The organism is Alkalispirochaeta alkalica DSM 8900, assembly GCF_000373545.1.
Classification (GTDB): Bacteria; Spirochaetota; Spirochaetia; order DSM-27196; family Alkalispirochaetaceae; genus Alkalispirochaeta; species Alkalispirochaeta alkalica.
In genome coordinates, this window is sequence record NZ_KB891706.1 from 21803 (window position 1) to 46138 (window position 24336).

Annotated in this window: 22 protein-coding genes; 13 read left to right on the forward strand and 9 right to left on the reverse strand. The window is 53.8% G+C overall.

Going from position 1 to position 24336, the window contains the following annotated elements; genetic code table 11:
- Nucleotides 1-128: 128 nt before the first annotated feature.
- Nucleotides 129-2492: an esterase/lipase family protein gene (locus B071_RS20485; RefSeq protein ID WP_438829645.1), complete on the reverse strand. Its 2364-nt coding sequence runs from the start codon at nt 2490-2492 to the stop codon at nt 129-131.
- 97 nt (nt 2493-2589) lie between these two features.
- On the opposite strand from B071_RS20485, the gene B071_RS0107895 reads away from it, so the two are divergent.
- The 3 genes from B071_RS0107895 (at nt 2590) to B071_RS16605 (ending at nt 5288) form a co-directional block, all read left to right on the forward strand.
- Entirely contained in the window at nt 2590-4185 is a 1596-nt protein-coding gene (locus B071_RS0107895; protein ID WP_018526562.1) for a hypothetical protein, read from the forward strand.
- A gap of 119 nt (nt 4186-4304) precedes the next feature.
- Nucleotides 4305-4685, forward strand: a complete 381-nt coding sequence (locus B071_RS0107900; RefSeq protein ID WP_083914649.1) for a plastocyanin/azurin family copper-binding protein — start codon at nt 4305-4307, stop codon at nt 4683-4685.
- Between the two features lie 156 nt (nt 4686-4841).
- Nucleotides 4842-5288, forward strand: a complete 447-nt coding sequence (locus B071_RS16605) for an ArsR/SmtB family transcription factor (protein WP_018526564.1) — start codon at nt 4842-4844, stop codon at nt 5286-5288.
- On the opposite strand, the gene B071_RS0107910 is transcribed toward B071_RS16605, so the two are convergent.
- Nucleotides 5257-5820 carry a GNAT family N-acetyltransferase gene (locus tag B071_RS0107910; protein WP_438829646.1) on the reverse strand — a complete coding sequence of 188 codons (564 nt, stop codon included), beginning with the start codon at nt 5818-5820 and terminating at the stop codon, nt 5257-5259. The two genes, B071_RS16605 and B071_RS0107910, sit on opposite strands and share 32 nt — an antisense overlap.
- Nucleotides 5821-5862: 42 nt before the next feature.
- Nucleotides 5863-6267, reverse strand: coding sequence for a pyridoxamine 5'-phosphate oxidase family protein (locus B071_RS0107915; protein WP_083914652.1), 405 nt, complete (start codon nt 6265-6267; stop codon nt 5863-5865).
- Nucleotides 6268-6424: 157 nt separating this feature from the next.
- Between B071_RS0107915 and B071_RS0107920 the strand changes: the two genes are divergently transcribed.
- Complete coding sequence (locus B071_RS0107920; RefSeq protein WP_018526567.1) at nt 6425-8281, forward strand: diguanylate cyclase; 1857 nt, start codon at nt 6425-6427, stop codon at nt 8279-8281.
- 55 nt (nt 8282-8336) lie between these two features.
- On the opposite strand, the gene B071_RS19445 is transcribed toward B071_RS0107920, so the two are convergent.
- Complete coding sequence (locus B071_RS19445) at nt 8337-8726, reverse strand: CDP-alcohol phosphatidyltransferase family protein (protein ID WP_018526568.1); 390 nt, start codon at nt 8724-8726, stop codon at nt 8337-8339.
- Between the two features lie 38 nt (nt 8727-8764).
- A complete protein-coding gene (locus B071_RS19610; protein WP_157703087.1) occupies nt 8765-8932 on the reverse strand; it encodes a hypothetical protein in 168 nt (55 codons plus the stop codon).
- A gap of 97 nt (nt 8933-9029) precedes the next feature.
- On the opposite strand from B071_RS19610, the gene B071_RS0107935 reads away from it, so the two are divergent.
- On the forward strand, nt 9030-9530 hold the full coding sequence (locus B071_RS0107935) for a hypothetical protein (RefSeq protein WP_146049438.1): 501 nt from the start codon (nt 9030-9032) through the stop codon (nt 9528-9530).
- On the opposite strand, the gene chrA is transcribed toward B071_RS0107935, so the two are convergent.
- Nucleotides 9527-10795: a chromate efflux transporter gene (gene chrA, locus B071_RS0107940; protein WP_438829647.1), complete on the reverse strand. Its 1269-nt coding sequence runs from the start codon at nt 10793-10795 to the stop codon at nt 9527-9529. The two genes, B071_RS0107935 and chrA, sit on opposite strands and share 4 nt — an antisense overlap.
- A gap of 313 nt (nt 10796-11108) precedes the next feature.
- Between chrA and B071_RS0107945 the strand changes: the two genes are divergently transcribed.
- A complete protein-coding gene (locus B071_RS0107945; RefSeq protein ID WP_018526572.1) occupies nt 11109-12704 on the forward strand; it encodes a cation:proton antiporter in 1596 nt (531 codons plus the stop codon).
- 12 nt (nt 12705-12716) lie between these two features.
- Here B071_RS0107945 and B071_RS0107950 read toward each other — a convergent pair whose 3' ends face one another.
- Entirely contained in the window at nt 12717-14015 is a 1299-nt protein-coding gene (locus B071_RS0107950; protein ID WP_018526573.1) for an MFS transporter, read from the reverse strand.
- A 539-nt stretch (nt 14016-14554) separates the two neighbouring features.
- On the opposite strand from B071_RS0107950, the gene B071_RS0107955 reads away from it, so the two are divergent.
- The gene (locus B071_RS0107955; protein ID WP_018526574.1) at nt 14555-14821 is read left to right on the forward strand and encodes a DUF4160 domain-containing protein; all 267 of its coding nucleotides are present in this window, start codon (nt 14555-14557) and stop codon (nt 14819-14821) included.
- 15 nt (nt 14822-14836) lie between these two features.
- Complete coding sequence (locus tag B071_RS0107960) at nt 14837-15091, forward strand: DUF2442 domain-containing protein (RefSeq protein ID WP_026245085.1); 255 nt, start codon at nt 14837-14839, stop codon at nt 15089-15091.
- 242 nt (nt 15092-15333) lie between these two features.
- Here B071_RS0107960 and B071_RS0107970 read toward each other — a convergent pair whose 3' ends face one another.
- Nucleotides 15334-16473, reverse strand: coding sequence for a GntR family transcriptional regulator (locus B071_RS0107970; RefSeq protein WP_018526577.1), 1140 nt, complete (start codon nt 16471-16473; stop codon nt 15334-15336).
- 183 nt (nt 16474-16656) lie between these two features.
- On the opposite strand from B071_RS0107970, the gene B071_RS19075 reads away from it, so the two are divergent.
- From B071_RS19075 to B071_RS20280, 5 genes are all read left to right on the forward strand, one after another.
- Nucleotides 16657-17946 (forward strand): extracellular solute-binding protein, encoded by a 1290-nt coding sequence (locus tag B071_RS19075; RefSeq protein WP_083914660.1) that lies wholly within the window; start codon nt 16657-16659, stop codon nt 17944-17946.
- 169 nt (nt 17947-18115) lie between these two features.
- Entirely contained in the window at nt 18116-18925 is an 810-nt protein-coding gene (locus tag B071_RS0107985) for a carbohydrate ABC transporter permease (protein ID WP_438829649.1), read from the forward strand.
- Between the two features lie 24 nt (nt 18926-18949).
- Complete coding sequence (locus B071_RS0107990) at nt 18950-19864, forward strand: carbohydrate ABC transporter permease (RefSeq protein WP_018526581.1); 915 nt, start codon at nt 18950-18952, stop codon at nt 19862-19864.
- Between the two features lie 19 nt (nt 19865-19883).
- A complete protein-coding gene (locus B071_RS19080) occupies nt 19884-23114 on the forward strand; it encodes an alpha-mannosidase (RefSeq protein ID WP_083914662.1) in 3231 nt (1076 codons plus the stop codon).
- The gene (locus B071_RS20280) at nt 23114-24067 is read left to right on the forward strand and encodes an AEC family transporter (protein WP_018526587.1); all 954 of its coding nucleotides are present in this window, start codon (nt 23114-23116) and stop codon (nt 24065-24067) included. Before B071_RS19080 ends, B071_RS20280 begins: the two co-directional genes overlap by 1 nt.
- Here B071_RS20280 and B071_RS19085 read toward each other — a convergent pair.
- Nucleotides 24068-24336 (reverse strand): integrase core domain-containing protein (locus B071_RS19085; protein ID WP_018526588.1); only part of this gene is annotated, 269 nt, incomplete at its 5' end.

Here is a 24336-nt window from a genome sequence, read left to right on the forward strand (position 1 = left end):
CGCAACCGGCGAGAACTTTCTGTAGAAAGTCTTGTGCTTTACCCGGGCCTTGTCAAAGGAAAGGAAGAAATTTCCTGCAGGATACCCCTGCGTCCTGAAGGATCGGGACGCAGGGGGGCAGAGTCGGGCTATTCCGGTTCGCTCTGGTCCAGAAGACGGAATTGCAGGGTCAGGGTCATGGCGTTGGCTCCCGTTACTGCGAGTTCCGTGATCTGTACGGCGGAATATCCCCGGGCATCTCCGTGGCGGACAAGATACACGTTTCTTGTCGGTTCAAAATCCGATTCGGGATCACCGCTATCAGAGAGAGTATAAAAGGCGGGCTCTTCGTATGTTTGCATTGGTGGTTTTCTTCCTCCCCATAATCCACGGCCGTAGATCCCGTCGTCAAAGGTGAGATACCCCACGTAGTTCATGACGTTCATGATTCTTTCTACGGAACGGCTTGAGGATGGTCCGGTGTTGCTTCTGTAGTCGATCTGGAGGAGCTTGTCAAAATGCTTTGGGCCATGAGGTGAAGCCCNGTCGTACCAGTCTGTCCGCTCGAAGATCCCTCGGGCCTCGCTCTTGTGAAAAGGCGTTACCTGTCCGAGGGACCGGACTGGGGATTCCCCGTNGTGGGTGACCAGGTGGACGCGTGCGCTTCCTCCTTCAGATGAAGAGGATTCGAGACGTTCTGCGGTTTCTCCGCTGTTGGTGTAGACCTGGGGAGCAATCCGGTACGAGGAATTATTGAACCCTGTTGTGCCCCGATTACCTTCTACCAGGGTTGCCCCAAAGGCAATATCCCACAACCGGGGAGGTTCGCCTTCCGGGGAGGGGGTATGGGCCTCGCCGGTTGCAAGGTTCACGAAGGTCAGGGGCAGGTGGGGGCCTTCTTCGGGGAGTTCCCCTTCCCAGNATATTTCCAGGGCGAGCTTCCTCTGGGATGTCTCCGAGGGGGTCCTCGGAAGGTCCCAGAGGTGCTTTGCCATATCCAGGAAGAAGGGAGTCGGATAAAATCGCCTGTGCCGGTTTCGGGAAAAAGTCTGGTTTCCTGCCACCTCCATGTGGTCCACACCTTTCTTGACGGGCCAGTGGTACCAGATTCCCCGTTCAGGGTAACTCCCGTCGGACTCGATCCGGCCGTCNTAANCATGGACGATTGTATCTTTCGACCCAAGTTTCGGGCCGTTCTGGGAAACGTCGTTTACCAGACCGTCGCTGGGCCACCATCGCTGGTCTATTCCCAGTCCNGGGTTCTCGTAGCGCCCCATGAGAACAGCCACGGGCTGCAACATGGTGGTCATGGGCTTTTGGCCATTGACATCGCAGGGGACGTGATAGCCTGAGTCGTAGCCAATAAGAGAGTTGATGGCTTTTTCAACGGTGGCCCCCGTCAACCCACCAAGACCAAGCAATCGCCTCATTCGTGCTCCCCAGGTTTCGTNCACATCGTCGGCGGATACCATGGGGCGGGTCTTGTTGGTGGTCCAGGAAAAATAATAGACGTTCTCCTGGGCCTTTACCCACTGGTTCAGCTCCTTTGCTCCCTGGGGGCTCAGATCCCAGAGGGCAAAGTTTCTGGATTCCCATATCTCGTGGTCTGCGATCCTCTCCAGGTATTCCTCGGTTGACTCTCCCTCCCCTTGATGTAACCCCCAGTGGTCGAGCTTGTAATCCTGCCAGAGGGGGGCTCCCTCGCGGGAGGCGTGACCGATCGCGGTGTCAATAATCATTCCCCGCATGAGATCGACAAAAAACTCGAAACCCTCGGCATCGGCCGCCGATGTCCCGTCGTGGGGTGTGGATATGGAGGTCACGCTGTGCACCCAGGAGTTCCCGCCCTCAAAAAGGGAGGAGACATCTTTGCCTGATGCATGCTGTTCGTCCTGGTGACCCTCTTCCAGGAGTTGGACCAGGGTTCGAATGGTCTGCCCCCCCATGCTGTGACCGATCAGGTGAACCTTTCGGGGCTCCCCTGTGGAGGGGTCTATGCCTCCCCACTCGGGGTATATCCCCTCATAGGTACGCCCGAAACGGGCGACACCCCAGCGGTTTGCGTGGGCCTGGCCGTAGTCCACGGTACCCCCCTTTATGTAGGCGTAGAGATCGCAGGCGCGTTCCCAGTTGCTTGAAAAGGGGCCCACCGCAGCGGTTCTGACATCGTAGCCGGCGCTGCGGAGTTCCTCCTGAATGTCGTAGACTGTTCCTCCCCAGTAATAATAGGACTCGCCCGTGGGGAGTTGTTTCTCGTGGCGATCCCACCCGGCAAAGCCGTGGACCAGAATGATCGGGTATCGGTTTCCTGAGGTGGTAACGGGGTTTGTGNCTCCTGGCCCTCCTCCGGAAGAGCTCCCTCCAGAGCTGCTGTCGGACCCCAGAAAGGTATCGCACCCCAGGAGCGTTGCCAACAGCAAAAAAACGAAACCGAATTTTAGACTTCCTTTCAGCATATGATTTCCTCCTTTGTTTTCAGCANAAATTTCAAATATTGCGTTTAATGATATCATGACTTAGAAAGTGTTAAATTAATTTCTTTGAAAAAATATTGACTTAAAAAAATATATCATTAATATGTCTATTAAAGGGTTTTCAAAGGAGGAATACATGAAGAAAGGAATGGCCTTGCTGGCGGCGGTTGTCGCGGTGTGGACTCTTACGGGGTGCAGCAACGTCCTGAGCTCCGATTCATCGGGGGGTGAATCGCGGGGGGCTCTCCGGATCGTCCTCGGAGAGGAGGGGGTGTCGCAGCAGACAACGCTGGAACCGGAACTGTCCATGGATATCAGCTCCTGGGTAGTATCCGGAACGGGCCCGGGGGATGCGAGTTTTGATCATGTCGTTGAGGGAGAGAATCCCGGTCAGATTGTTCGCAAGGGCCTCCGGGGCGGTGACTGGACGATAACGGTGGAGGCAAAAAACGCTGAGGGCGATGTGATAGGGCGTGGACGTTCCGTAGCAACCGTGCGGGGTGGCTCGGAAACAACCACCAATATTCGGGTTTCTCCTTTGGAGGGAAAGGGAACGCTCAAACTGGAAGTTTTCTGGAGGCCCGGCGGTGTCTCGCACCCACAGGTGGAGGCACGGCTGGAACGGATAGAATCTCCCGGCGACGATCAGGAAGATCCCCATCCCGTTCCTGAGATAGAATTTGCTATTGACGATGATGGGCTCGTAACCCCGTCAAGGGCATTGGCTGCCGTGGATCTGCATGCGGGGTATTACAGGCTCTTTCTTTCCCTGAACGATGGGGAGAGCACGGTTGCCTGTGGCGGTGTCCGGGTTGTACGGATCGTGAAAGGCGGGGTGACCCGGGGAGCGTACGATTATACGCAGGAGACTTCTGAGGGGCGTTTGCGGGTAACGGTTACCCAAGATATGGCTTCTCCGCTGGAGGTTTCCATAGAAGGCCACCGGCCACGCATGATGGAGAGCGAGATGATTAGCCTCAGGGGGGTGGTCTCTTCCCAGCCCTCTCACCAGAACATCTCTTACCAATGGTTTGTGAACGGGGAGCTCCGCTCGGACACGGCGTCTCTCAAGATCGGTGATGATACAACTCTCTGGCCTCGGGGGTTTTATCAGATTTCGCTGATTGCAACCACGCCCGAAGGTAACCGGGCGGGGAGCGCTGCAGCAAATCTGGAGATCGGGGATTACATTGTGGGAGAACGGGGCCCTGCAGGAGGGTGGATCTTCTACGAGAACTCTCGATGGATGGAGGATGGATGGCGCTATCTCGAAGCAGCTCCGCAGGATGCTCCGGATCGCCTTCCCTGGGGGGACCGCAGAACGGTGGGAGAGGATGCCCGGCACCGGGAGATCGGTTTTGGCCTAGAGAACACAGAAGCGATTATTGCCTTCCATGATGGTGAACTCCCTGACGAGGACGATCTTGATAATGGTGACTACGGCGATGACTACAAGGCAGGTGATGACTACGCGGCCCTCTACTGCTACCGTCTGGTGACCGAGCATCAGGGAGAGACCTTCGCTGACTGGTTTTTACCGAGCTGGGATGAAGCTCTGGAGATGATGTCAGCTCTGGAAAAGGACGGGGGCTTTGCTTCCCAGGCGTACTACTGGACCTCTACCGAGCACAGCAGAGCCTATGCCCGGGTAGTGATGGATGGAGTCGGAGTGGATGAAAACCGCTGGGGCAAGGGATACACCCGGCACGTTCGTCCCGTGCGCCGATTCTGATTCGGGGACCTGGATGCTCCAGAAAAGAGATTTTCCAAAGGAGGGGCGGCAGGAAGGGCCTTCCGCCCCGCTTTCAATATTTGTTGACTAAAAAGCTATTNTATTAGTAGCTTTGCCCCATGAAAAGAATACTGCAGCGAGGAATGGTGGTGGCGGGGCTTCTGGTTCTTGTGGGATCTCCCCTTTTTGCACGGACTCTGGACCTGACAGATCAGAGCGGGGTGAAGGAGATCGAGATATCCAGTCGGGGAATGGCCTACGATCTGACGGAGATCCGGGTGAACCGGGGAGACCGGCTTCGGGTCACCTACCGGAACGGTGGTGGTCGGCACGACTGGCGGGTGGACGAGTTTGAGGGGGCCGCTACCCGGGTGCTGGGTGCCGGTCGCTCCGAGACGGTGGAGTTCGTTGTAGATCGGGCGGGAACCTTCGAATTTTATTGCTCGGTTCCAGGGCATCGCCAGGCGGGAATGTACGGGCGTCTCATTGTCGAAGAGTAGGCAAGGATTCCGGAATGGGGGAAGATATCCAGTCTTCCCCGATATTTCGTATCGTCAGCACGGCCCGCACTGTACATACCTGCCAACAGTAGAAACGGGCACTCCGCAACGCATCAATTGACGGCAGGTGTGTTATTGACTACCCTTGCAGGCGCTATGGACAAGAGAGATCTTCTGCGTGCGGAGGCTCGGGCCGGAGTGCTCAAGGCAATGGCCCATCCAACCCGTATATTCATTGTTGATCTGATCCACCGCACGGGACCCCGGTGCGTTCAGGATTTATCCCTCCAGGTTGGTGTTGATGCCTCTACCATCTCGCGGCACCTCTCGCTCCTGAAACAGGCAGGAATTCTGATGGATCGAAAGGAGGGCACCACCGTCTATTATTCCCTGGGGTGCGACTGCATCGGAGAGTTCATGAAGGGCCTGGAGAAGGTCCTCNTGGCAAAGCAGATGCGCGATAATTCTCTCCTGGACTCGCTCCTGCGGGNCGAGGGTGNGGTACTGTCCGGCAAAGAGATGGCTGGCTCCCAAGGTGAGGCGCCTCCAGGGTTCGATATCCTCACCGGCGCTAGATATCCCGAAAAGCCTGGTGATACCTGATGGTGCCCCGGTAATCGTGGAGATAATTGGGAATCAGCTCCTTGATCATGAATACCTCGTCGGGGACGGGGTATTCCGACCTGATTCCGAATCGNNTCGAGGGCAGAAACCCGAAGCGGGGGTAGTAGGCGGGGTGCCCCAGGACGGTTACAGCTCCTGCTCCGCGGTCCCCGCATTCTTCCAGACCCTGTGCCACCAGGGCTGATCCCACGCCGCCCCGTTGATGCCCCGGCATGACNGCCATGGGAGCGAGTCCCATCAACTTCAGGTCCTGCCGAGTATCCAGCATGACGGGAGAGAAGAAGATGTGNCCAATGACCCGGGANTNTTCCTCNGCTACCAGAGAGATGACAGGCCGCACCTGGCTTCGCAGGGTGTCAACCAGGTCGGCCTCGGCGGATGATCCGAAGGCTGCTTCGTGGATCATCCGGACTGCCCCGACGTCGTCTTCCCTTTCATCGCGAATAATCATGAAAGAACGATCCTCCTCGCCCCACAGTATACTACATCGGTAGATACTACAGACGGGCATGCCNCAGCCACACCGGGTGGCGTGGCTGCGCCCTGAACCTCGTTATTCCACTTCGTGGTACTCCCCAAAGGAGTGTTCTTTCCAGCGCACCCGGCTTGGAGTCACCTCTACCAGGACCAGGTTGGGATCGTGCTCGTCCCTGAAGAGCCCCTTTGCCCCGGGGTGGAGCCGGAGAAGTTCCCGTTTTTTCTCGGGCCCGCTCGAGACGTCCACGGTTCCCGTAACCCGGAGGTGGTTCTTCTGCTGGTCCACCCAGCAGAGCTCGACCCGAGCGTTCTGTTCGAACTCCTTCATTTTTCCGCTGATCACAAAGGTGGAGCACCAGAACTTGAAATCATCGGTGACAACGAACTTCATGGGACGAACCCGGGGTTGCCCATCCACTGAGGTGGCCATCTGACAGTNGCCAGCGCTTTGAACAATCTCTCGTACTTTATCTCGTGACATGGCTCTATCATACACGGGAGGAGGCCACAGGGAAAGCTGGAATGAGGGGAGCCATCTNCTGTGGTAGCCCCCGGAGGGCGCTGTTTTCGGAAGGCTTCCTTTCCTGAACTGTTGTTTTTGACACCCCCTTGAGGGATAACCATACTGTAAGGCAAGGATGAAGGTGAAACTGCATCGAGGATTTCTGAGACTCTTTCCGCTCTTCCCGGGGGTCTTTCTGGTGGTGGCTCTTCACGCCGGGGATCCCGATCAGGCTTCGGGTCTTCGGGTGAACCTTTCGCAGGAAGAACGGTTGTATCTGGAGCGCCTGGGGCCCCTTACGGTGGCGCCCGATCCGGACTGGCCACCTTTTGAGTATTTTGACGACGAGGGAAATTTTGCAGGTATTGCTGCTGATCTGCTGAACCTCGTGGCCGATCGCCTGGGGATCGAGTTCAGCTGGGTCTTCCCCCGGGACTGGCCNGAGGCTCTGGAGCTCTCCCGGGCCGGGGATGTACTGATTCTGCCCTTTCTGAATCAGACGCCGGAGCGCGAAGAGTGGCTGGTCTTCACCGATCCCTTGCTGGTCGATCCCAATGTTTTCATCACCCGCCAGGAGCATCCCCTTATCGCCGATGCTGCGCAGTTCACCGATGAGATAATCGTGTTTCCCCAGGGAACGTCCATGGAAGAGCGGGTCCGTCGGGATTTTCCCAACCTGCGTGTCCTGACAGTTCCCTCGGAGAAGGACGTTTTCCAGGCTGTCCTCGACGGCAGGGCGGATATGGCTCTCAGATCTCTTGTTATCTCGGCCTATACCATTCGCAAGGAGGGGCTTTTCAACCTGAGAATAGCGGGGCAGGCTCCCGATGCGTACGTAAACCGCCTGCGCATGGGCGTGCTCCGGGGGCAGGAGCCACTTCGGGAGATCCTGAACCGGGGAATTGCCACCATAACGCCCAGGGAGCGGGAAGAGATTGTGAACCGCCATGTCAACATCACCGTTGTAAGGCCTGTGTATCTGAGTGCCGCCTTTCGGGTTCTGGCCGTTCTGGTGGTGCTGGTTCTGGTCTCGCTTTTCTGGAATCACCGGCTTCGAAAANCGAACCACGCCCTCCAGGAGAGCGAGCGCAGCAAGAGTGTGCTCCTGGCCAGCCTCCCGGGAATGGCGTATCGGTGCCGCGATGACGGGAGCTGGACAATGGAGCTCGTTTCCGAGGGGTGCCGGGGATTAACGGGCTACGGAAGCGAGGACATCATTGATAACCGGGTTGTCTCCTATGACGAGATCATTCATCCCGATGATCGTGACCGGGTTCGCCGAGCCTGGGCTGAGGCAAAACCCCGGCAGAAGTTGCACCGTCTGGAGTACCGGATCCGAACCTCCAATGGAGAAGAGCGGTGGGTTTTTGAGCAGGGAATGTATGTAGGGAGTGACAGCCGGGGAGCCGGTATCATTGAAGGGTTGATCATTGATATAACCGACCGGAAGCGGGCCGAGGATAGCCTCTACCATATGGCGGTCCACGATCAGTTGACGGAGCTCTTTAACCGACACCACGTCCTGGAGCGACTGGGAAATCTGATGGAGGAATATCTGCGTGAAGGTCGGGAGTTTTCCTTTTGCATGATCGATCTGGATCATTTCAAGGCGATCAACGACACCTGGGGACACGCTGCGGGGGATCTTGTTCTGCGCGAGTTCGCCCGGGTGCTGGCCTCATCGGTGCGTTCCTACGATCTTTCAGGTCGTTTTGGAGGGGAGGAGTTTGTGGTTGTTCTCGTGAATGCCGGGGTTCCCGAGGCTCATGAACTCTTTGGCCGATTGCAGAGAAGGATCCGGGAAACAGATGTTCTCTTTGAGGGGACCCCGTTGAGGATAACCTTCAGTGGCGGAGTTTCTACGACCCGGGATGTCCTGTCGCCTTCTTCCGCCGAACAGGGTCTTCAGGAGCTTATTTCGATAGCCGATGGACGACTCTATCAGGCCAAGCGGGAGGGGCGGAACCGCATTGTGTATCCCGACGAGAGCTGATTCCCCGGGGTAGAGGGAGCCCTCTCTTATCCCGCTGACTGGCGTAGTGCCAGGGCTATTCCTGCTGCGCACAGAGCATAGCCACAGGGGCGACCCCAAAAGAGACGAGGTCTGACAGAGAATCAAGCTCTTTTCCCAGGGTGCTCTCTGCTTTCAGACGGCGCGCAGACCAGACATCGAGAGAATCCATCAGAGCATCCCCCAGGATGCAGGCCGCTCCCAGGCGGCAGTCGAATCCCTTCAGGCAAAGAAGAATTCCTGTCGTTCCCAACAGAAGATTCCCCAGGGTAAGGGCTGTTCCCACGTCTATACCAGACCGCTGGAGCAGAAAAACTATTACCGCATCAAAGCTCCNGATTCCCCCGGGAAGGAGAGGTGCAATTCCCGCTGCGCAGGCGATAAAGGTGATCATGGCAAGGAGGGGCCAGGGAACAGAAATATTCATGGGGTACAGGATAACTCTCAGGGTCAGGGGAAAGAGGCTTAGATAGCCAGGGACATCATTACGTGGAGAAGAAGTCGTTGCGGGTTTGCTCTGAAGAGAAAAAAGGCAAGAAGCTGAAAAGCTACTGCTGATACCAGGGCTACCGAGACTGCTCCGGTCCAGCTTTGGGACACGATCTTCCTGCTGAGCAGAAGAAATCCCGCCATGGCAAAAGCTGCAAGTGTAAGGGTAGCGGCTGGAAAGAGATGCTTCAGGGACGGGAGAAACTTGACACCCCGAGGGAGTCTCTCTAAAGTTTGTTTTATGGAAAACAAAAGACTTTGCATGTACGGAGCTCTTCTGGTTGTCTGGTTCGGTGTTCTCCTGATGCCTCTTCAGGCTGAGGGAAGACCAGTCTTTTATGTTCATTACGGGCACACTCCCGTGTATCTTACCGATTCCGACCACGGTGATGTATACGGAAACTCTTTCGAGTTTGGGGTCTTTATCGACGAGAACACCCAGATCGGAGTCTACAATGAACAGGTAAGCATTGAGAATGCTGCAGATATATCGATCCAGGGGCTTTCCGCTGAGTATCGGGTGCTCCGTGTCGGGGGGCTTGCCACGTCCACGGGCATCATGCTTGGTAGCGGTGATAGCGGAAATGTGGCTGACATTTTCGGTCGTTTTACCCTGCTTGCCTCGGAGCACGCGAATATTAACGCCCGAATCGCCTATCGTACGGCCCCGGATGAGGGCGCTGCTGCAGCAGACAACTTGAACGGGATCGGCCTGACCATAGGCTTCGGCATAAACTTCTAGAATTCTGATAGCCACCGGGGCGGTGGGTTCTGGGCACTGTGCCCCCACACCAGAATCCCCGCAACCAGGGCTGCTGCGACGATCAGGGGAGCCGGAACCTTCCGGCTCGCCAGGAGCAGGATGGTCAGTCCCGTGACCAAAGCCTCGTGGCCTCCGAACTCCGAGGCCTGAGCCAGGATTACTGCCGCGATGGCGATGAGCCCTCCGGCGACGGCACCGATTCCGCCCAGGGCGACCCTGATGGCTGGGATTGATCTCAACGTTTCCCAGACCGGATAGACAAAATAGATCAGGAGGAGTCCTGGAAGAAAGATGCCCAGGCCACCGGCGATCGCTCCCGCGATCTGATAGGGAACGGTGCCGTTGCGTGCAGCCAGACCACCGGCGTAGGCGGCAAAACTGAACATCGGCCCCGGTAACCCCTGAACCAGTCCATAACCGGTGAGAAACTCCTGATTGGTCATGTACTGATTGATCTGCACCAGTTCGCTATGCATGACCGGGACCACCACCTGACCTCCTCCGAAGACCAGATACCCGTAGCGGTAGAAACTTTCGGCAATCTGAAGAAGTCGCAGCTGAAAGATCGTGGCTGCGACGATCCCTCCCAGAGCGAGAATAAGAAAAACAGCAAGGTAGCGCCATGGCGGATTCAGGGAAACCCTCTGCCAGAGATTCTTTTCCCGGGAACGACTGATAGCTACGGCACCTCCTGCCACAAGGACCAGGGGAAAGATCCAGGGTTCCCGGATGATATAGGTAAGAACTGCGCTGGCCACCATGAGGATGGCCGTGGTGCCATCGACCACGACTTTTCTGCCGATGCGGCAGGCTGCCAGAATGATGAACCCCACGGCCATGGGGCCGATAAAACGCAGTATCTCAGAGGAGATTTCCCGGATCNCCAGCAGCTCATGGAGAAAGGAGAGTGCGGTCATCACCGTTAGTACGGGTAGTGCCCAGAGAACCATCGTCCAGAGCGCGAGAACCGGGCCCCCCGCCTTGTAACCGACCGCGACGATGGTCTGCGTGCTGGTTGGCCCCGGAAGGATACTGCACAGGGCGATCAGTTCGATCAACTCTTCTTCGGTGAGGTAGGACCGTTTTACCACGAGCTGATCGAGAAAGACGCTCATGTGTGCCTCGGGCCCACCGTAGGCTCCAAGAGAGCAGATCAGTACGTCCCGGAGAAAGGGCGTCCATTTTGGGGCCGGATCAGGTCCCGGCCGTGGCGCTCGCTTGAAGCGATTGAGCATGGTAGACATTATCGTGGCGTCTCTATTATATAGTCAAGCCTGCATTGATGTCTGTCTCGACGCTATGACGAAAGGGGCGTTTCTTGATCACGGGTGTCGTCTCTGGTATAGTCGGCGAAGCCAGTGCGCTGGTCCTTGGCGATGGGGCTCGCCGTATAACCGCCTCTCCCGGCTGACAGTCCCTGATAATATAGTCCTCCTCGGTTTGCGCTTCCGACCTTCTCCTGTCGTGGCAGAGTTTTCTCTGCGTGACCTGGCCGGGTTGATGGGAGTGGTTCGTGCCGGACTCGTTGCAGGATCTTTTTCAACCGGAGGTGCAGGTGTGATTCAGGGTATTCTTGTTGTTCTCGCTGTGGGGTTTATTGCCGGAGAGATCGCCGGACGGCTGGGGCTTCCCAAACTGATCGGGATGCTTCTGGCGGGAGTTATGGTTGGTCCCGAAATGATGGATCTGCTGCCTGGGCAGATGATTGAGTTGTCGGATCAGATTCGCACGCTGGCCCTTCTGGTGGTGCTCACTAAAGCGGGTCTTGGCCTGGACCGCGAGAAGATCCTCCAGGAGGGATCGGTAGCGATCCGGCTGGGATTTCTGCCGGCCGTGATTGAGGCAGCGGTGGTTGCCGTGGCGACGCGGTATATCATGGGGTGGGATTGGTACACATCGTGGTTGCTGGGATGGGTAATCTGCGCGGCATCGCCAGCGGTGATTGTTCCCATGATGCTCCGTCTCAAGGCGGAGGGATGGGGAGTCGACAAGGGAATTCCCGATCTCATTCTTGCAGGAGGAACCGCAAGCGACGCCACGGCCGTGACGATGTTCGGAATTTTCCTCGCCTGGCTGGTGGAGGGGGTGAATGTCTCCAGTGGTGGCGCAGGTATTGGTGCCCGGCTGCTCGATATTCCGGTCCAGATTGGCCTGGGGCTACTCATGGGATACCTGGCAGGACGGCTGGTGGTTTTCCTGCTTTCCCGGAGGCACGTGGCAGAGAGTATTGTCCACGATCTTATTGTTCTGCTTGTGGTGGGGCTGGGTCTGATACTTGCCGATTCCCGCATTCCCTACTCTTCTTTTCTCGCAGTGATGGTCATGGGGTTTGTGGTTCTGGAATCTGACCAGGTTCTGGCACGACGTCTGCGGACTGAAGTAGGAAAGGTCTGGATCGTCGGGGAGATATTCCTCTTCGTTCTGATCGGTGCTGCTGTCAATGTCACCGTCATTGGTGAAGCGGGAGGCCGGGGGGTGCTGATTATCCTGGCCGGCCTCTTGATCGGTCGATGGGCGGGTATTTTTGCCTCCACAGCGTTCTCACGGATCACCATCAAGGAGCGGTTTTTCATGGTTGTCGGTGATATGGCGAAGGCAACGGTCCAGGCCACCATTGGTGGTATCCCCCTGGCCATGGGCGTGGAGGGTGGTGAGTACATCCTCGCGATCGCCGTGCTGGCCATATTAATTACCGCCCCTCTGGGTGCCTTTGGTACTGCCTTTTTGGCTCCCCGGATGCTTTCGAAAGGCTCCCCTGATCCAGCAAAGATAACAGTCCACGAGAAACACCGCTTCCTGGTCGCCTACGATGGGTCTGAAGCGTCTGTGGCTGCCCTGGTCCGGGCAGCTCGTACTGCCCGACAGCTGGATGCAGATATCGTGTTTCTTCACGTGCGGTTCGACGAGACGCCGCCCCTCACGCGTGAAGAACTCCTGGAGGCTCTGGGCCCAGCTCGTGATATCGCGTCGGAGATTGTTATCGCCAGTGGTAACCCGGCAGACGTAATAATTGAAACAGCGGAATCTCGTGGTGTGGACTATATCTACATGGGGAAGCGAACGATTCGTACCGGCGAACGAATCCTTCTCGGCGATGTTTCGCATCATGTTACCGATATTGCGGGAATTCCGGTGATTCTGGTGGAGGGGTAGAGGCCACTACTCTCAGAGGGGCCGGGACTCCCGTTCTGTGAACTCTGTTCGTTCTGGCGGGAGCCGAAGGAGTATTCCCGCCAGTCCGCAGAGGGCCGAGGTGATCATCAGTCCGCCGCCCGGCCCGAAAAAGGTAGCCAGGAGTCCCAAAAGGATCGCCACCCCCGCCGAGACGACCGTCTCGGCCTGGGATTCCAGGGAGAGGGCCGAGGCGAGGGAAGCCTTATCCATTCGCTCTGTTACATAGCTGATTCCCAGGGGCTTGCGAAGATTTTCTGTCGCGTATATCCCGATATAGAGGATCACCGCGATTGCGGGAAGAGATGCTACCTGGGCCAGTCCGCTGAGAACTCCAAATCCAACCCCTCCAAGCAGCATGGCGTTGAGGGGGCGGGCGAGATCATTTCCAAAGCGGTCTCCCAAGGCCCCGGCCCGACGCGACGCCATCGAGGTTGTGAGATAGAGCCCCGAATAGACAACTCCCGTGATCAGGGCCGTTCGCTCCTCCCCGGCGAGGGCAAGAAAGAGAGGGAGTCCCAGGGCCAGGGACCTGAGAAGGGGCTGCAGATAGTCCTTGCAGGCCTTGTAGTACCCGCTGTAGAGGGCCTGGCTTGCGACCGCCCTGAGTGTACCGGGGTTGGTCATGCTTTTTCGGAACGAGGCGATGACGTGGGCAAACTCGTCCCGGATAGTTCTGGTGCTGCTGTGCCGGGGACCGTCCAGATTTTTGGGGTAGGACATGATCAGGATCAGATCCAGGGTGTAGGGAATAATGGTGAAGAGAAAGACCGGCGCGTATGAGCCGTGGCGGAAGACCAGGGCCGCTGCGATCAGGGCCGACAGGGCGGCCCCCCGTTGAGACCAGGAGCGGGTGTGGCCGTAATAGTGGGCTTTCAGGTGTTGCCAGTTTCGTGAGGTGAGGTAATCAAAGATCATCGCCTTGTGCGTGCCTGTACGGAAGGCATCGCCAAAGGCGTAGGCTACCATGGCAACGAGGAGTGTCCAGTACTGTGTGCTCAGAAAAAATGTGACAAAGGCCAGAATGTAGGCGACGAAGGATATCGCCATCGTCAGCCGTCTACCCAGGGTATCGGCTAGCACTCCCGAGGGAATCTCGGCGAGGTTGATCATGATTTCCCGAGCTGCGTAGAGTGTGCCGATCTGGGCGTAGGAGAGTCCCTTCTCCAGGAAGAAGAGCATCAGAAAAGGTTCGTAGAACCGGAGGTTCTTCAGGAATCCGTAGGCGCAAAATTTGTAGTATTGAAGGTCCCGGGTGAATTTCTGTTGTGGGTGATTGCCTGAAGGTTTCATTCCCCTCTCTTCCCAGCGCGCAGCTCGGTGCCTCCTCCGGGGATGGAGGGACAAAAAAGGCCGTGAGTGACATGCACTCACGGCCTGTGTATTTTCGGGCTGGGCGGATTTGAACCGCCGACCCCTTGTCCCCCAGCGACGCCAGTAAGACAGGTGTGCACAGTGCTCGCGTATGCTAACTACATACCATAGAAAGATTTAAATCATTCTATGATCATAGAATCTAGCCGAAGTTGGCGGAAAAGTCAAGAAATTTTGTTTACACAAGTGTTTACACCAGGGCTTTGCCAAGAACCTCGATGTCCGATGAGCTCTTCAGATTCAGGGAGCCACAGTAGGAAATCAGGGTGATCGCTACTACAGAATTCCTTGCAAAATGTTGTCGATGGCTCTACAGATTAGGTGGGGGATGGGGGGCAGTTCGCATGACGGATCACGCCGTAGACTGTCCGATTTCCCGGACTCATTGTAATCTGCAGATCCGTGCGTGTTGCGTTTCCATGTACTGAGAAGTATACTAAGTTAACCGGAGTGCTGTGATGCCAACAATTGCCATGTTCTACGGAATTATTGTCCGTATGTATTATGCCCCCAAGGAACATCCACCACCACATTTTCATGTTTACTATGGTGAGCATCGGGCAACAGTAGACATACGAACGTGCGAAATTATTCAGGGCGATTTTCCTGGCAAACAGACCAAACTCGTGCTTGCGTGGGCAGAGTTGCATCAGGAAGAGCTTATGGCAGACTGGAGTCTGGTAATGAATGGTGAAGAACCATTCAAGATTCAACCTCTGCAGTAATGGAGGATTGTGAGTATGTATCCATCAGTAAAAAAAGTTGAGCCAAAATCAGACTACGTGCTTTTTGTGTCATTTTGCAATGGGGAACAAGGAACTCTGGATATGAAGCCTTTTCTCGATTTTGGTGTGTTCAAGCAGCTGAGAGATGAAACTGCTTTCAAACAGGTGAAGGTTTCCTTTGATACTATAGAATGGAATGCTGGTGTTGACCTGGACCCAGAGTTTGTGTATGACACGGTTACTCGCAGCGAAGTTCCCGAGCGTGTGTAGAACCTGACTATGGGAAAAGGGCGTTCGGACCTTTTCTTGGACTGATTTTACGCTGCCTTTCCGATGGCCTTGCGGTATTCAACCGGGCTCAGACCTCCGGGGCAGTCCGCATGATGGATTACAATTGGATCTACAAAAAAATGCTCCCGGTCGCGTATGCGATCCGGGAGCTTCTGCTCTGGTTAAATTTTTCTCGCCTGTAATCATCCCCGTCACCTGAACTGCTCCTCCCGTGATGAATTCTACGCTTGTGCTAGATCTTGTCGAATGGGTGCGGTTGTTCTTCCTGGTACTAGCTCGGTGTCCACCACATACTCCATGGAGCTATCGTCGCGCTCTCCCTTATTCAGTCTAGTCGAAATTGCCTCAAAGGCGTGGCGTGCTATTTCCTGCTCGTTCTGTCGAATATGGGTTACTTGGTGGATACTGTTAAGCAACCGATCAGATGAGTCAAAGCAAATTACTGATAAGTCCTCGGGAATACGTCGGCCGACCTTGTGTGCTGCTTCTTCCAGCACAGGGACTACCGAGTATTTTAAACCAAACACGGCGGTCAATTCGGGATTGCTTTCTAAAAACCTGCAAACTCGGTCTCGTGCGTCTGTCCAGCTTTCTGAGTAATCGCAGTCAGACTCTGCCAGATCTGTCAAAAACCACTGTGGGTTGAATTGGATTCCGGCCTGCATAATTGAGTGTAAGACTCCATTGTAGCGCTCTTGGAGTGTTGTAGTATCGCCGATTCGACGTGAAATGATCCCAATATTCCGGTGTCCGAGCTCGTACAGATGTTGCATGCCGTCGACCGCTCCCTGAAAGTTGTTCGATGTTACGTTCGGGCAAGAAACATCTTTCAGGTAACGGTCGATAAGGACTACCGGGAATCCATCTACAATAAGTTTTAGAATGTCTTGGTTGAATGTTTCATCGTGGACAGGCTTAATTATTAGACCATCAACCCCGAAATCGACATGACTGGCGATGAGTTTGCTCTCGAGCGAATAATGATCTTTGGAGATGCCGGTGACCGTAATAATGCCGCACTCCTGAAAAGCCGACTCGAGAGTCTGGAAGAGCTCCAAGCCAAAAGTATCTGACAACGATGGAAGAATGATTCCAACAACGCGATTTTTCTGACCTGTTCGATATGATCGCGCTTTTGTGGCGTCGATTGCAACAAATGATCCTCTACGCGGGTAGCGGGTGATGATGCCGTTCTCTGCGGCCATATCAAGCGCTCGCTTGGAAGTAATGCGACTGACATTGTACATTCGAGCCCATTCTGCTTCCGTGGGTATACGGGTTCCATTGGGATAATCGCCACGTTGGATCTTTCTGAGAATATCATCGTAGATGACTCGATACAGCGGGCGATCTTTCTCCATTGCTGCAAGTGTATCCGTCGAATCAGGGCATGTCAAGGTAAATCAATATATCAAATAAAAGCTACATTTCTTTTCATTTAAGTGTAGGTATTGTAACGGTTTAAGCTGTTATAAATAATTATGTTGACAACAAATATATTAATATACTACACTCGGTGAATGGATCCAAATTAGGAGGTAGCAATGAATCGCATGTTTAGAGCAAGTTGCATTGTAGTTGTTGTCGCGATGTCCGCAGTATGGACAGGTTGCGGCGTAGAATCTGTAAGCGACGAAGTCTCGCTCAACGTTCTTGTTGGTCATTGGACTGTCGGTCATGATAATTCGCCATTTGAAGCTGCGAAAAAAGAACTGGAGCGTCGCCATCCGGGTCTGAGTGTTGTTTTTGACGTGCAGCAGGGTGGAGGTAACGTTCGCTCGAAATTCCTTACTTCTGCTGCGGCGGGGGAGATGCCGGATGTTGCCATGGTCGATTCGGTAGCGCTCGGAGAATTCGCTGAAGCGGGGCTGCTGACGGATATATCTCCCTTCGCAGCAGAGTGGGATGAATGGGAAGATATCTTTGAGAACTTTCGAGAGGCCGGGTCTTGGGATGGAGTTCCTCACGGGGTTTTTCTGAATACTGATCTTCGGGTGTTCGTCTGGAATCGTCGCCATTTCAAGGAAGTCGGACTGGATCCTGATATCCCTCCTACTTCTTGGGATGAGATTTTGGAATATGCGGAAATTCTTAACGATCCACCCCGAAGGTACGCGATGATGTTGCCCGGAGGGAGCTCCGAACATCTTCCGCATCGATGGTACTCATTTTTATGGGGTGCAGGCGGTGAAATACTTGATTCCGATGGTCGTGTGGCATTCAATAGCCCTGAAGGCGGGCGAGCAGCAGGTTTTTATAGAACTCTGATCGAAAAAGAGTTTATGCCGATTGATGTTCTTAGTACGTCGGCAGACGACAATGATCGAGCCCTAGCATCTGGTTCTTATGCAATGGGTGTTGTCGGTTCATGGTTCTTCAATTTCGCTCGAGAGGTAGGTATCAGGACTCCGGAAGAGTTTAATGAAAAATTCGGAGTTTCAGCAGTGCCTGGGCCGGACGGTGGCGTGGCTCCATCGGGTGCCGGAGGCTGGACTGTTGTGCTTCCTCAAGGAGCTCGACATCCCGAGCTTGCATGGGAGTTCATTGCGATTGCTATGGGGATTGATAATCACAGGATGTGGGCTCTATCTCAGGGAAATGTGCCGGTTAGGGAGAGCTTGGCGAGCGAATCAGCCTTTTTTGAAATGCTGCCATTCTATGGTGTTATTCAGGAAATGCTTCCAAATGCTCGAACGCGTCCTTCTGTTCCGGGGTATCCTACTATCAGTTCTGAGCTCCAGGGTGCTCTTCAAGCAATTATGCTTGGAGAACTCGGTGTAGAGGGGGCCCTCGATAGGGCCGTAGAGAATGCAAATCAGGAAATGGGTTTGTAGTCTCAAATGACAGTTTCGTTTGTAGGGGCCGGGAGTTCCGGTCCCGTCCCATGCGCGTAACGGAGGCGTAATAGTCATGAAGCAAGGACTCGTAATCTCTGAAAAAACGCGACATATTCTCTTCGCGTATTCATTCCTCTTACCTCTTGTTCTGTTGTATGCGTTGCTCATGTTCTATCCGGTAGCTCGTGGCGTACTGTGGAGTTTTCAGGACATTAGTCTTGCCCGACTTGCGGGAGGGCTGGGCAGTCCGTTCGTGGGATTCCGGAACTATCAACGCCTGATCGGAGATGCGACGTTTTGGACTAAAGTTGTTCCGAATACAGTCGTGTTTGTCACTGGCTCGGTGGTGTTTCAGATTGTTATCGGAACCGCTCTCGCGATACTGCTGAATCAGCGGTTTATCATCGGGCGACGTATCATGCGATCTGTTGTTTTGCTCCCGTGGGTCGTGGCTAATGTTGTAGTCGCATNCTCCTGGGTCTTTATTTATGACAGTCGGGTTGGTTTGATTAACCGATTCCTCTTGGAGATTGGTAGTGAGCCAGTTGCGATATTAGCTAGTCGGTCATTAGTAATGCCAGCGATTGTGATAGCGAACATCTGGCGGGGTACTGCCTTTGCGATGTTGGTTCAATCAGCCGGACTTCAGAGTATTCCGGAAGAACTTTATGAAGCGGCGGAAATCGATGGTGCAGGTGTAATGCAGATGATTTTCCGGATTACATTACCGCAGCTTAAGCGCTTCACGCTCGTTAATCTGCTGTATGCGATGATGTCCACGTTGAATGTTTTTGACCTGATTTACATCATGACAGGAGGCGGGCCTCTGCATAACAGCTCGGTTGTTGGCCTCTATATGTATGAACAAGCGTTCTCACTCGGGCGGTTCGGTTACGGGTCAGCCATCTCGGTTATGCTGCTGTTGTTCAATCTTGTTCTAACAGTTGTATTCCTTCGATGGTTTCGCGAACGATAGGCCCTGGTACGGAGGATAATTGATATGATACGCAAAGCTACAACTTCATGGAAGACGCTTTCCTACGCAATAATAGCGATATGGCTTCTCTTCTCAATTGCACCACTGCTATGGCTTGTTGGGGCTTCTCTGAAGACGCCGGAGGAGGCTGCTGCCTTTCCCCCTACCATCGTTAATGAGACCTTTACGCTGCAAAACTTTGGAAGGGTGTTGCAGAGTCGTGGATTCGGTGGCGGCGGTGAGTTTCGGCCACAAATTAGAGTTGGTCGTCTTTCGATCTCGGGTCCGAGCCTGCCGCCCGGGATACGGCCTTTTTGGAACAGTATTAGTCTTGCAGCGACGACAACGTTCTTCTCGCTTGCGATTAGTACCATGGCAGGTTATGTGCTGGCTCTGTACAGGTTTCCGTTACGTGGGTTTATGCGTGTCTTCGTGCTTCTCTCGCAACAGATCCCGATCATTCTCATGATCGTTCCGCTTTTCCTGGTTCTGGCAACGTATCGGCTCGCTTTTACCTTTACCGGACTAAATCTTGCGCTAATTGTCTTCGTGACACCGTTTAGTACCTGGCTCATGATGGGATTTTTTGCCGTAATGCCGGTATCAATACTTGAATCAGCGCGAATTGATGGTGCAGGGGACCTGAAAATCTTTCTACGCATTATGCTTCCGCTTGCTACACCCGGTATCGCGACTGCTGCAATTTTCGCATTTACTCGGGCATGGAACGAATTCATGATTGTACTCGCTTTGAGTCGCGGTCAGGATTCGCTTCCCTATACTGTAGGGCTCTTTAACTTTTTCGGAGAGTACGGCAGTGGCTCCTGGCACCTTATCGCTGCGGCCGCATTGCTGGCAAGCTTGCCGGTGCTGGTTCTCTTTACGGTCTTCCAGAAGTATTTCATCAGCGGCATGACAAGCGGCGCAGTCAAGCAGTAGCGCGGGGAGAGGTAATAATATGCTTCGTCGAAAACCTATAGATCCCGAAAGGAGTGCGGATTTGCCGGTTCACCGTCTTATCCGCACGTGTAGTCGACTCTCCGAGCGAATATTGCTCGGTGGAAAACGCATACCGGAATGGCAGTATCGAAGAGCTCGTTATCATAGGCCTGGATCGTATGAATGGCTCGATTCCGCATGGGGAGCTATAAAACTCGGTGAAAGCTGGGGGGGGCAGGACGTCACAGGATTCTTTCGGTGTGAGGTTGAGTTTCCTAGAAAAAAGGAAGGACGGGACTTTGCCCTTAATATGGATCTTGATGGTGGTGAGGCGCTTCTCACGATCGATAATAATCCGATACAAGGGCTCGATTGGAATCGAAGGATTGTCCCAATTCCCGAGTCTTTTCTCGACGGCGGACGACATATCCTTGAAATAGAAGCGTATGTGATCAATTACCCGTACGATGAACGTCGTGCCGACGAACGATTCGATCACCTTTTCCGGGAATCTGCAATATGCGAGATCGACCGGCCGCTTGAGGCTTTCCTGCGGGATTTTCGGTTTGCGATAGATTATGTTTCGTGGCTCTGGGAAACAGATGGAGATCGCCAGCTCGAGAGTTATCTCTTGGCTCAATGTGAAAAAGTTGCCGCATGCATTGGCCCTGTCGACCAACTTGGAGCCAGTGATGAGTGTATGCTTGAAGCCCACCGTATGCTTCGCCGAAATATATACGAAACTCCGTATTTTCGGTTCCCCCAGAGAATTTCGGTATGCGCGCACTCTCATCTGGATCTTGTGTACCTGTGGCCGCTGAAAGAGACGGTTCGGAAGAACGTCCGCACCGTTACCAATGCGCTAAGTCTTATGCGCGAGTTTCCTAAGTACCGGTTCTCATGGAGTCAGCCGTGGTTGTATGAACAGCTTGAGACTACGCATCCGGAAGTATTTCGTGAGGTGTCCGAACGAGTCCGTGAAGGAAGGTGGGAGCCGATCGGCGCGATGTATGTGGAACCCGATGGTAACCTTCTCGGAGCTGAAAGCATAGTGCGCCAAATATTGTTTGGTCAGCGCTATTTTCAGGAAAAATTCGGGATGTACTCACCGGTGTGCTGGCTTCCTGATGTGTTTGGAGTCATCCACACGATGCCCCAGATTTTGAAGAAAGGTCGAATCGACTATTTTCTAACCGTGAAGCTTACAATATGGAACGATACGAACGACTTTCCGTACAATACTTTCCGTTGGCGAGGTCCTGATGGTAGCGAGGTGATTGCTCACTTCCCGCCCAGTCATTTCGGCCAAGGCTTCACTGCAGCAAATCTTCGTCAGCACTGGGAGACTATACGAGAACCGAACAAAGGAAATGAATCTTTGTATGTGTACGGACCGGCAGATGGAGGAGGAGGCCCGACTCGGGAGATGGTGGATGCATCGTGCGAAAGTACAGGGATCGCTGGACTGCCGACTGTTCGACTGGAGCATGCAGCTGATTTTTTTCGGCGACAGGATAGCATTCGTGGTCAGTTGCCCGTCTGGGATTCGGAGTTGTATCTTGAAACTCACCGAGGTACATACACGACTCGAGCCATCCTGAAGCAAAAAAACCGACAATTAGAGAGCCTCTATAGGATTACCGAGTTCGTCGGGTCCCTTGCACGGTTTCTTGGTGGAGCCTCATTCCAGAAAGACTTGAATGAGGGATGGAAGGCCCTCTTATTAAATCAGTTCCACGACACCCTTCCTGGGACTCATGTGCCAGAAGCTCATGATCAGATTGAGGAAACCAATAATTATGCGGAGCACATTGCTCGCACGGTGCTTCATCGTGCTGGGAATTGGATTTTCGCCAGAGTCAACGCACCGGGTATTGTAGATGGACATACTGCTATCATATTTAATTCGCTTTCATGGAATCGTAATGTTATCGTGAAAGTGGCCCTAGGTGAGCTCAAAGAGCACTCGAGCGGGGTTGAGTGGTGGCTTGCATGTGGCAAAAAACTGTCTTCACAGATAGAGGGGCAGTGGGTGTACGTCAGAGTCGAAAATGTTCCGTCCTGTGGATGGGTAACCCTTTTCTATGGATGCCCTGATGAAGGTGGAGATCGTGGCGTTGAAGATGCTAAATGGTATTCTCTTGATGACGGTCAGAAGAACATCGAAACCCCGTGGTACAACATCTCGTTTAATCAAGAGGGACGCATTGAGCGACTATACGATCGTTCTGTTGGGCGTGATGTGTTGTGTGGTCCCGGCAACGATTTTCAGGTATTCGAGGATGATCCTGGTGTCAAATTCAGCGCATGGGATATTCCAACACACGCCTTCGATCACAAGTATCCTGTGACGCTCGATTCCTCATGGAGGTGCGTCAACCATGGACCTCTCTTCGTGACCATGGAAGCGAAGTGGAGTGTGCTGAATTCTGAGATCGTTCAGTGTATGCGGTTATACCGACATTCAGGTCGAATTGATTTCTTGTCCAATGTCTCGTGGCGGGACAGTCGAAAGCTGCTGAAAGTTGCATTTCCCCTCGCCGTGAGATCTCGCAGAGCTGTTTGTCATATGCCATTCGGTTTGACTGAGCGGAGTACGCATCGGAACACTTCTTGGGAGCAAGCGAAATATGAAGTGCCAGTCCACTACTGGATGGACCTCTCTGAGGCAAATTATGGAGTTGCAGTTCTGAATAACTGCAAGTACGGCTACGATGTCATTGATAACCTTGTGAGAATCTCTTTGCTCCGTAGTCCTGTTCGCCCGGATGCGACCAGTGATATCGGAGAGCACTCATTCGCATATGCCCTCTTTCCCCATGAGGGGAGCACTGAGGACGCAGATGTTCATCGGGAAGGTTACGAATTCAATCATCCTGTGCACATGGTAGTGAAAGAATCGAAAGAAGATCAGGCCGAAATTGATTCGTTAGAGGCTGGTGAACGTTTTCTGCCGGCTACCTATTCTCTTCTTGAGCCCTCTTCACGGGGAGTAGTGGTTGAGGCAGTCAAGGAGGCGGAGGATGGGCCAGGGATAGTCATTAGGAGCTATGAGGCACTTGGCGGTCGTGCTGCTGGCTCGTTTCACGGACCACTGGCTGTAATACCGGCGCAGGAAACCGACCTGCTGGAAAAATCCTGCACGAGTAACGCAATCGATGGGCCGCTTCGGGAGCAACGCCCATACACACCTTTCGAAATACGAACGCACATGGTGAATATCGGTATGAATACGAAGCGGAGCGAGTAATGGGCGATCTTGTTGCAACTATCTTTCCCATACCGCTACTCCTCGGTCTGGGAGCTCTTCTGAGAATTTCGGGGTTGATAGATCGCCAGACGATCGAGGGGCTGAAGCGCATCGTAATGGATGTGTGCCTTCCAGCAGTCCTGTTCCTCACGTTTCTCACTCTTGAATTGCGCGCCGAGTATCTTTGGTTGACGTTTGCTACATTTGGCTTTGTTACAACTCTTTTCGTCTTGGGTTTACTGACGGGACTTGTATTTAAGCAGAGAGGTCCAGTGCTTCCGTATCTGTCGACCGGATTTGCTTTCGGCTTCGTCGGCATTCCCTTATATACAATTGTGTTCGGCAAAGAACACTTTGGTTTATTTTCTGTTGTCGGTCTTGGGCACGAACTCTTCGTTTGGCTGCTCTATTACCCTGTTCTGATGATGCGGTACGAGCGAAATCAAAGCCTCTTTGTGCGTATTCGGGCGCTTACGCGTTCACCTATCTTTGTTGCCATTTTCCTGGCTACAGCACTGAATGGGTTGGGTATCGACAGTTGGTTTCAGCAANATTCGTTTGGGATTAGTGTTTTGCGAACCCTCAAATACTTAGCGGATGTCACGACTCCAATGATCCTCGTTTCAATTGGGTATGGGCTTAGGTTTGAGCTTTCGGGAATTCGCGAGTCGGTTTTCATCGTCGCCTTTCGGTTCCTTCTTGTCTTTGCTGTAGGTACCGCATTTCGAGTGCTTCTCGTGGAGCAATTTATACTGGCGCCGGCTCCTTTCGTACGGCATGCGTTTTTCTCATTTTTGGTTCTGCCACCTCTCTTTTCGTTGCCGGTATTTTTCTCGGCGAACGGTGACGAATCTAGTGAGCGGGCCGCAGGCCAGACTATAGCGGTATCGACAATGGTCAGTCTCGTTCTCTTTACTGCCTACGCCACGTTTATCGTGGGGAGTGGATTGTAATCATCCCGGTTTTGGTACAGGCGATAACTTAGTACCGTCGCGGCTGTTGGCTCGTCGGTAGTCCAGCGGAGGGACCCTGCCGAGAGCCGTATGGGGTCGCTCCCCATTGTATTGATCTATCCATGTTCGTGTCAGCTCCCTGACCTCGTCCAAGCTTCGAAAAATGTATGCGTCGAGAATCTCCTCCCGATAGGTGCGGTTGAATCGTTCCACGTACGAGTTCTGAGTCGGTTTTCCCGGTTTGATGAACTCCAGGTGGACGCCATTAG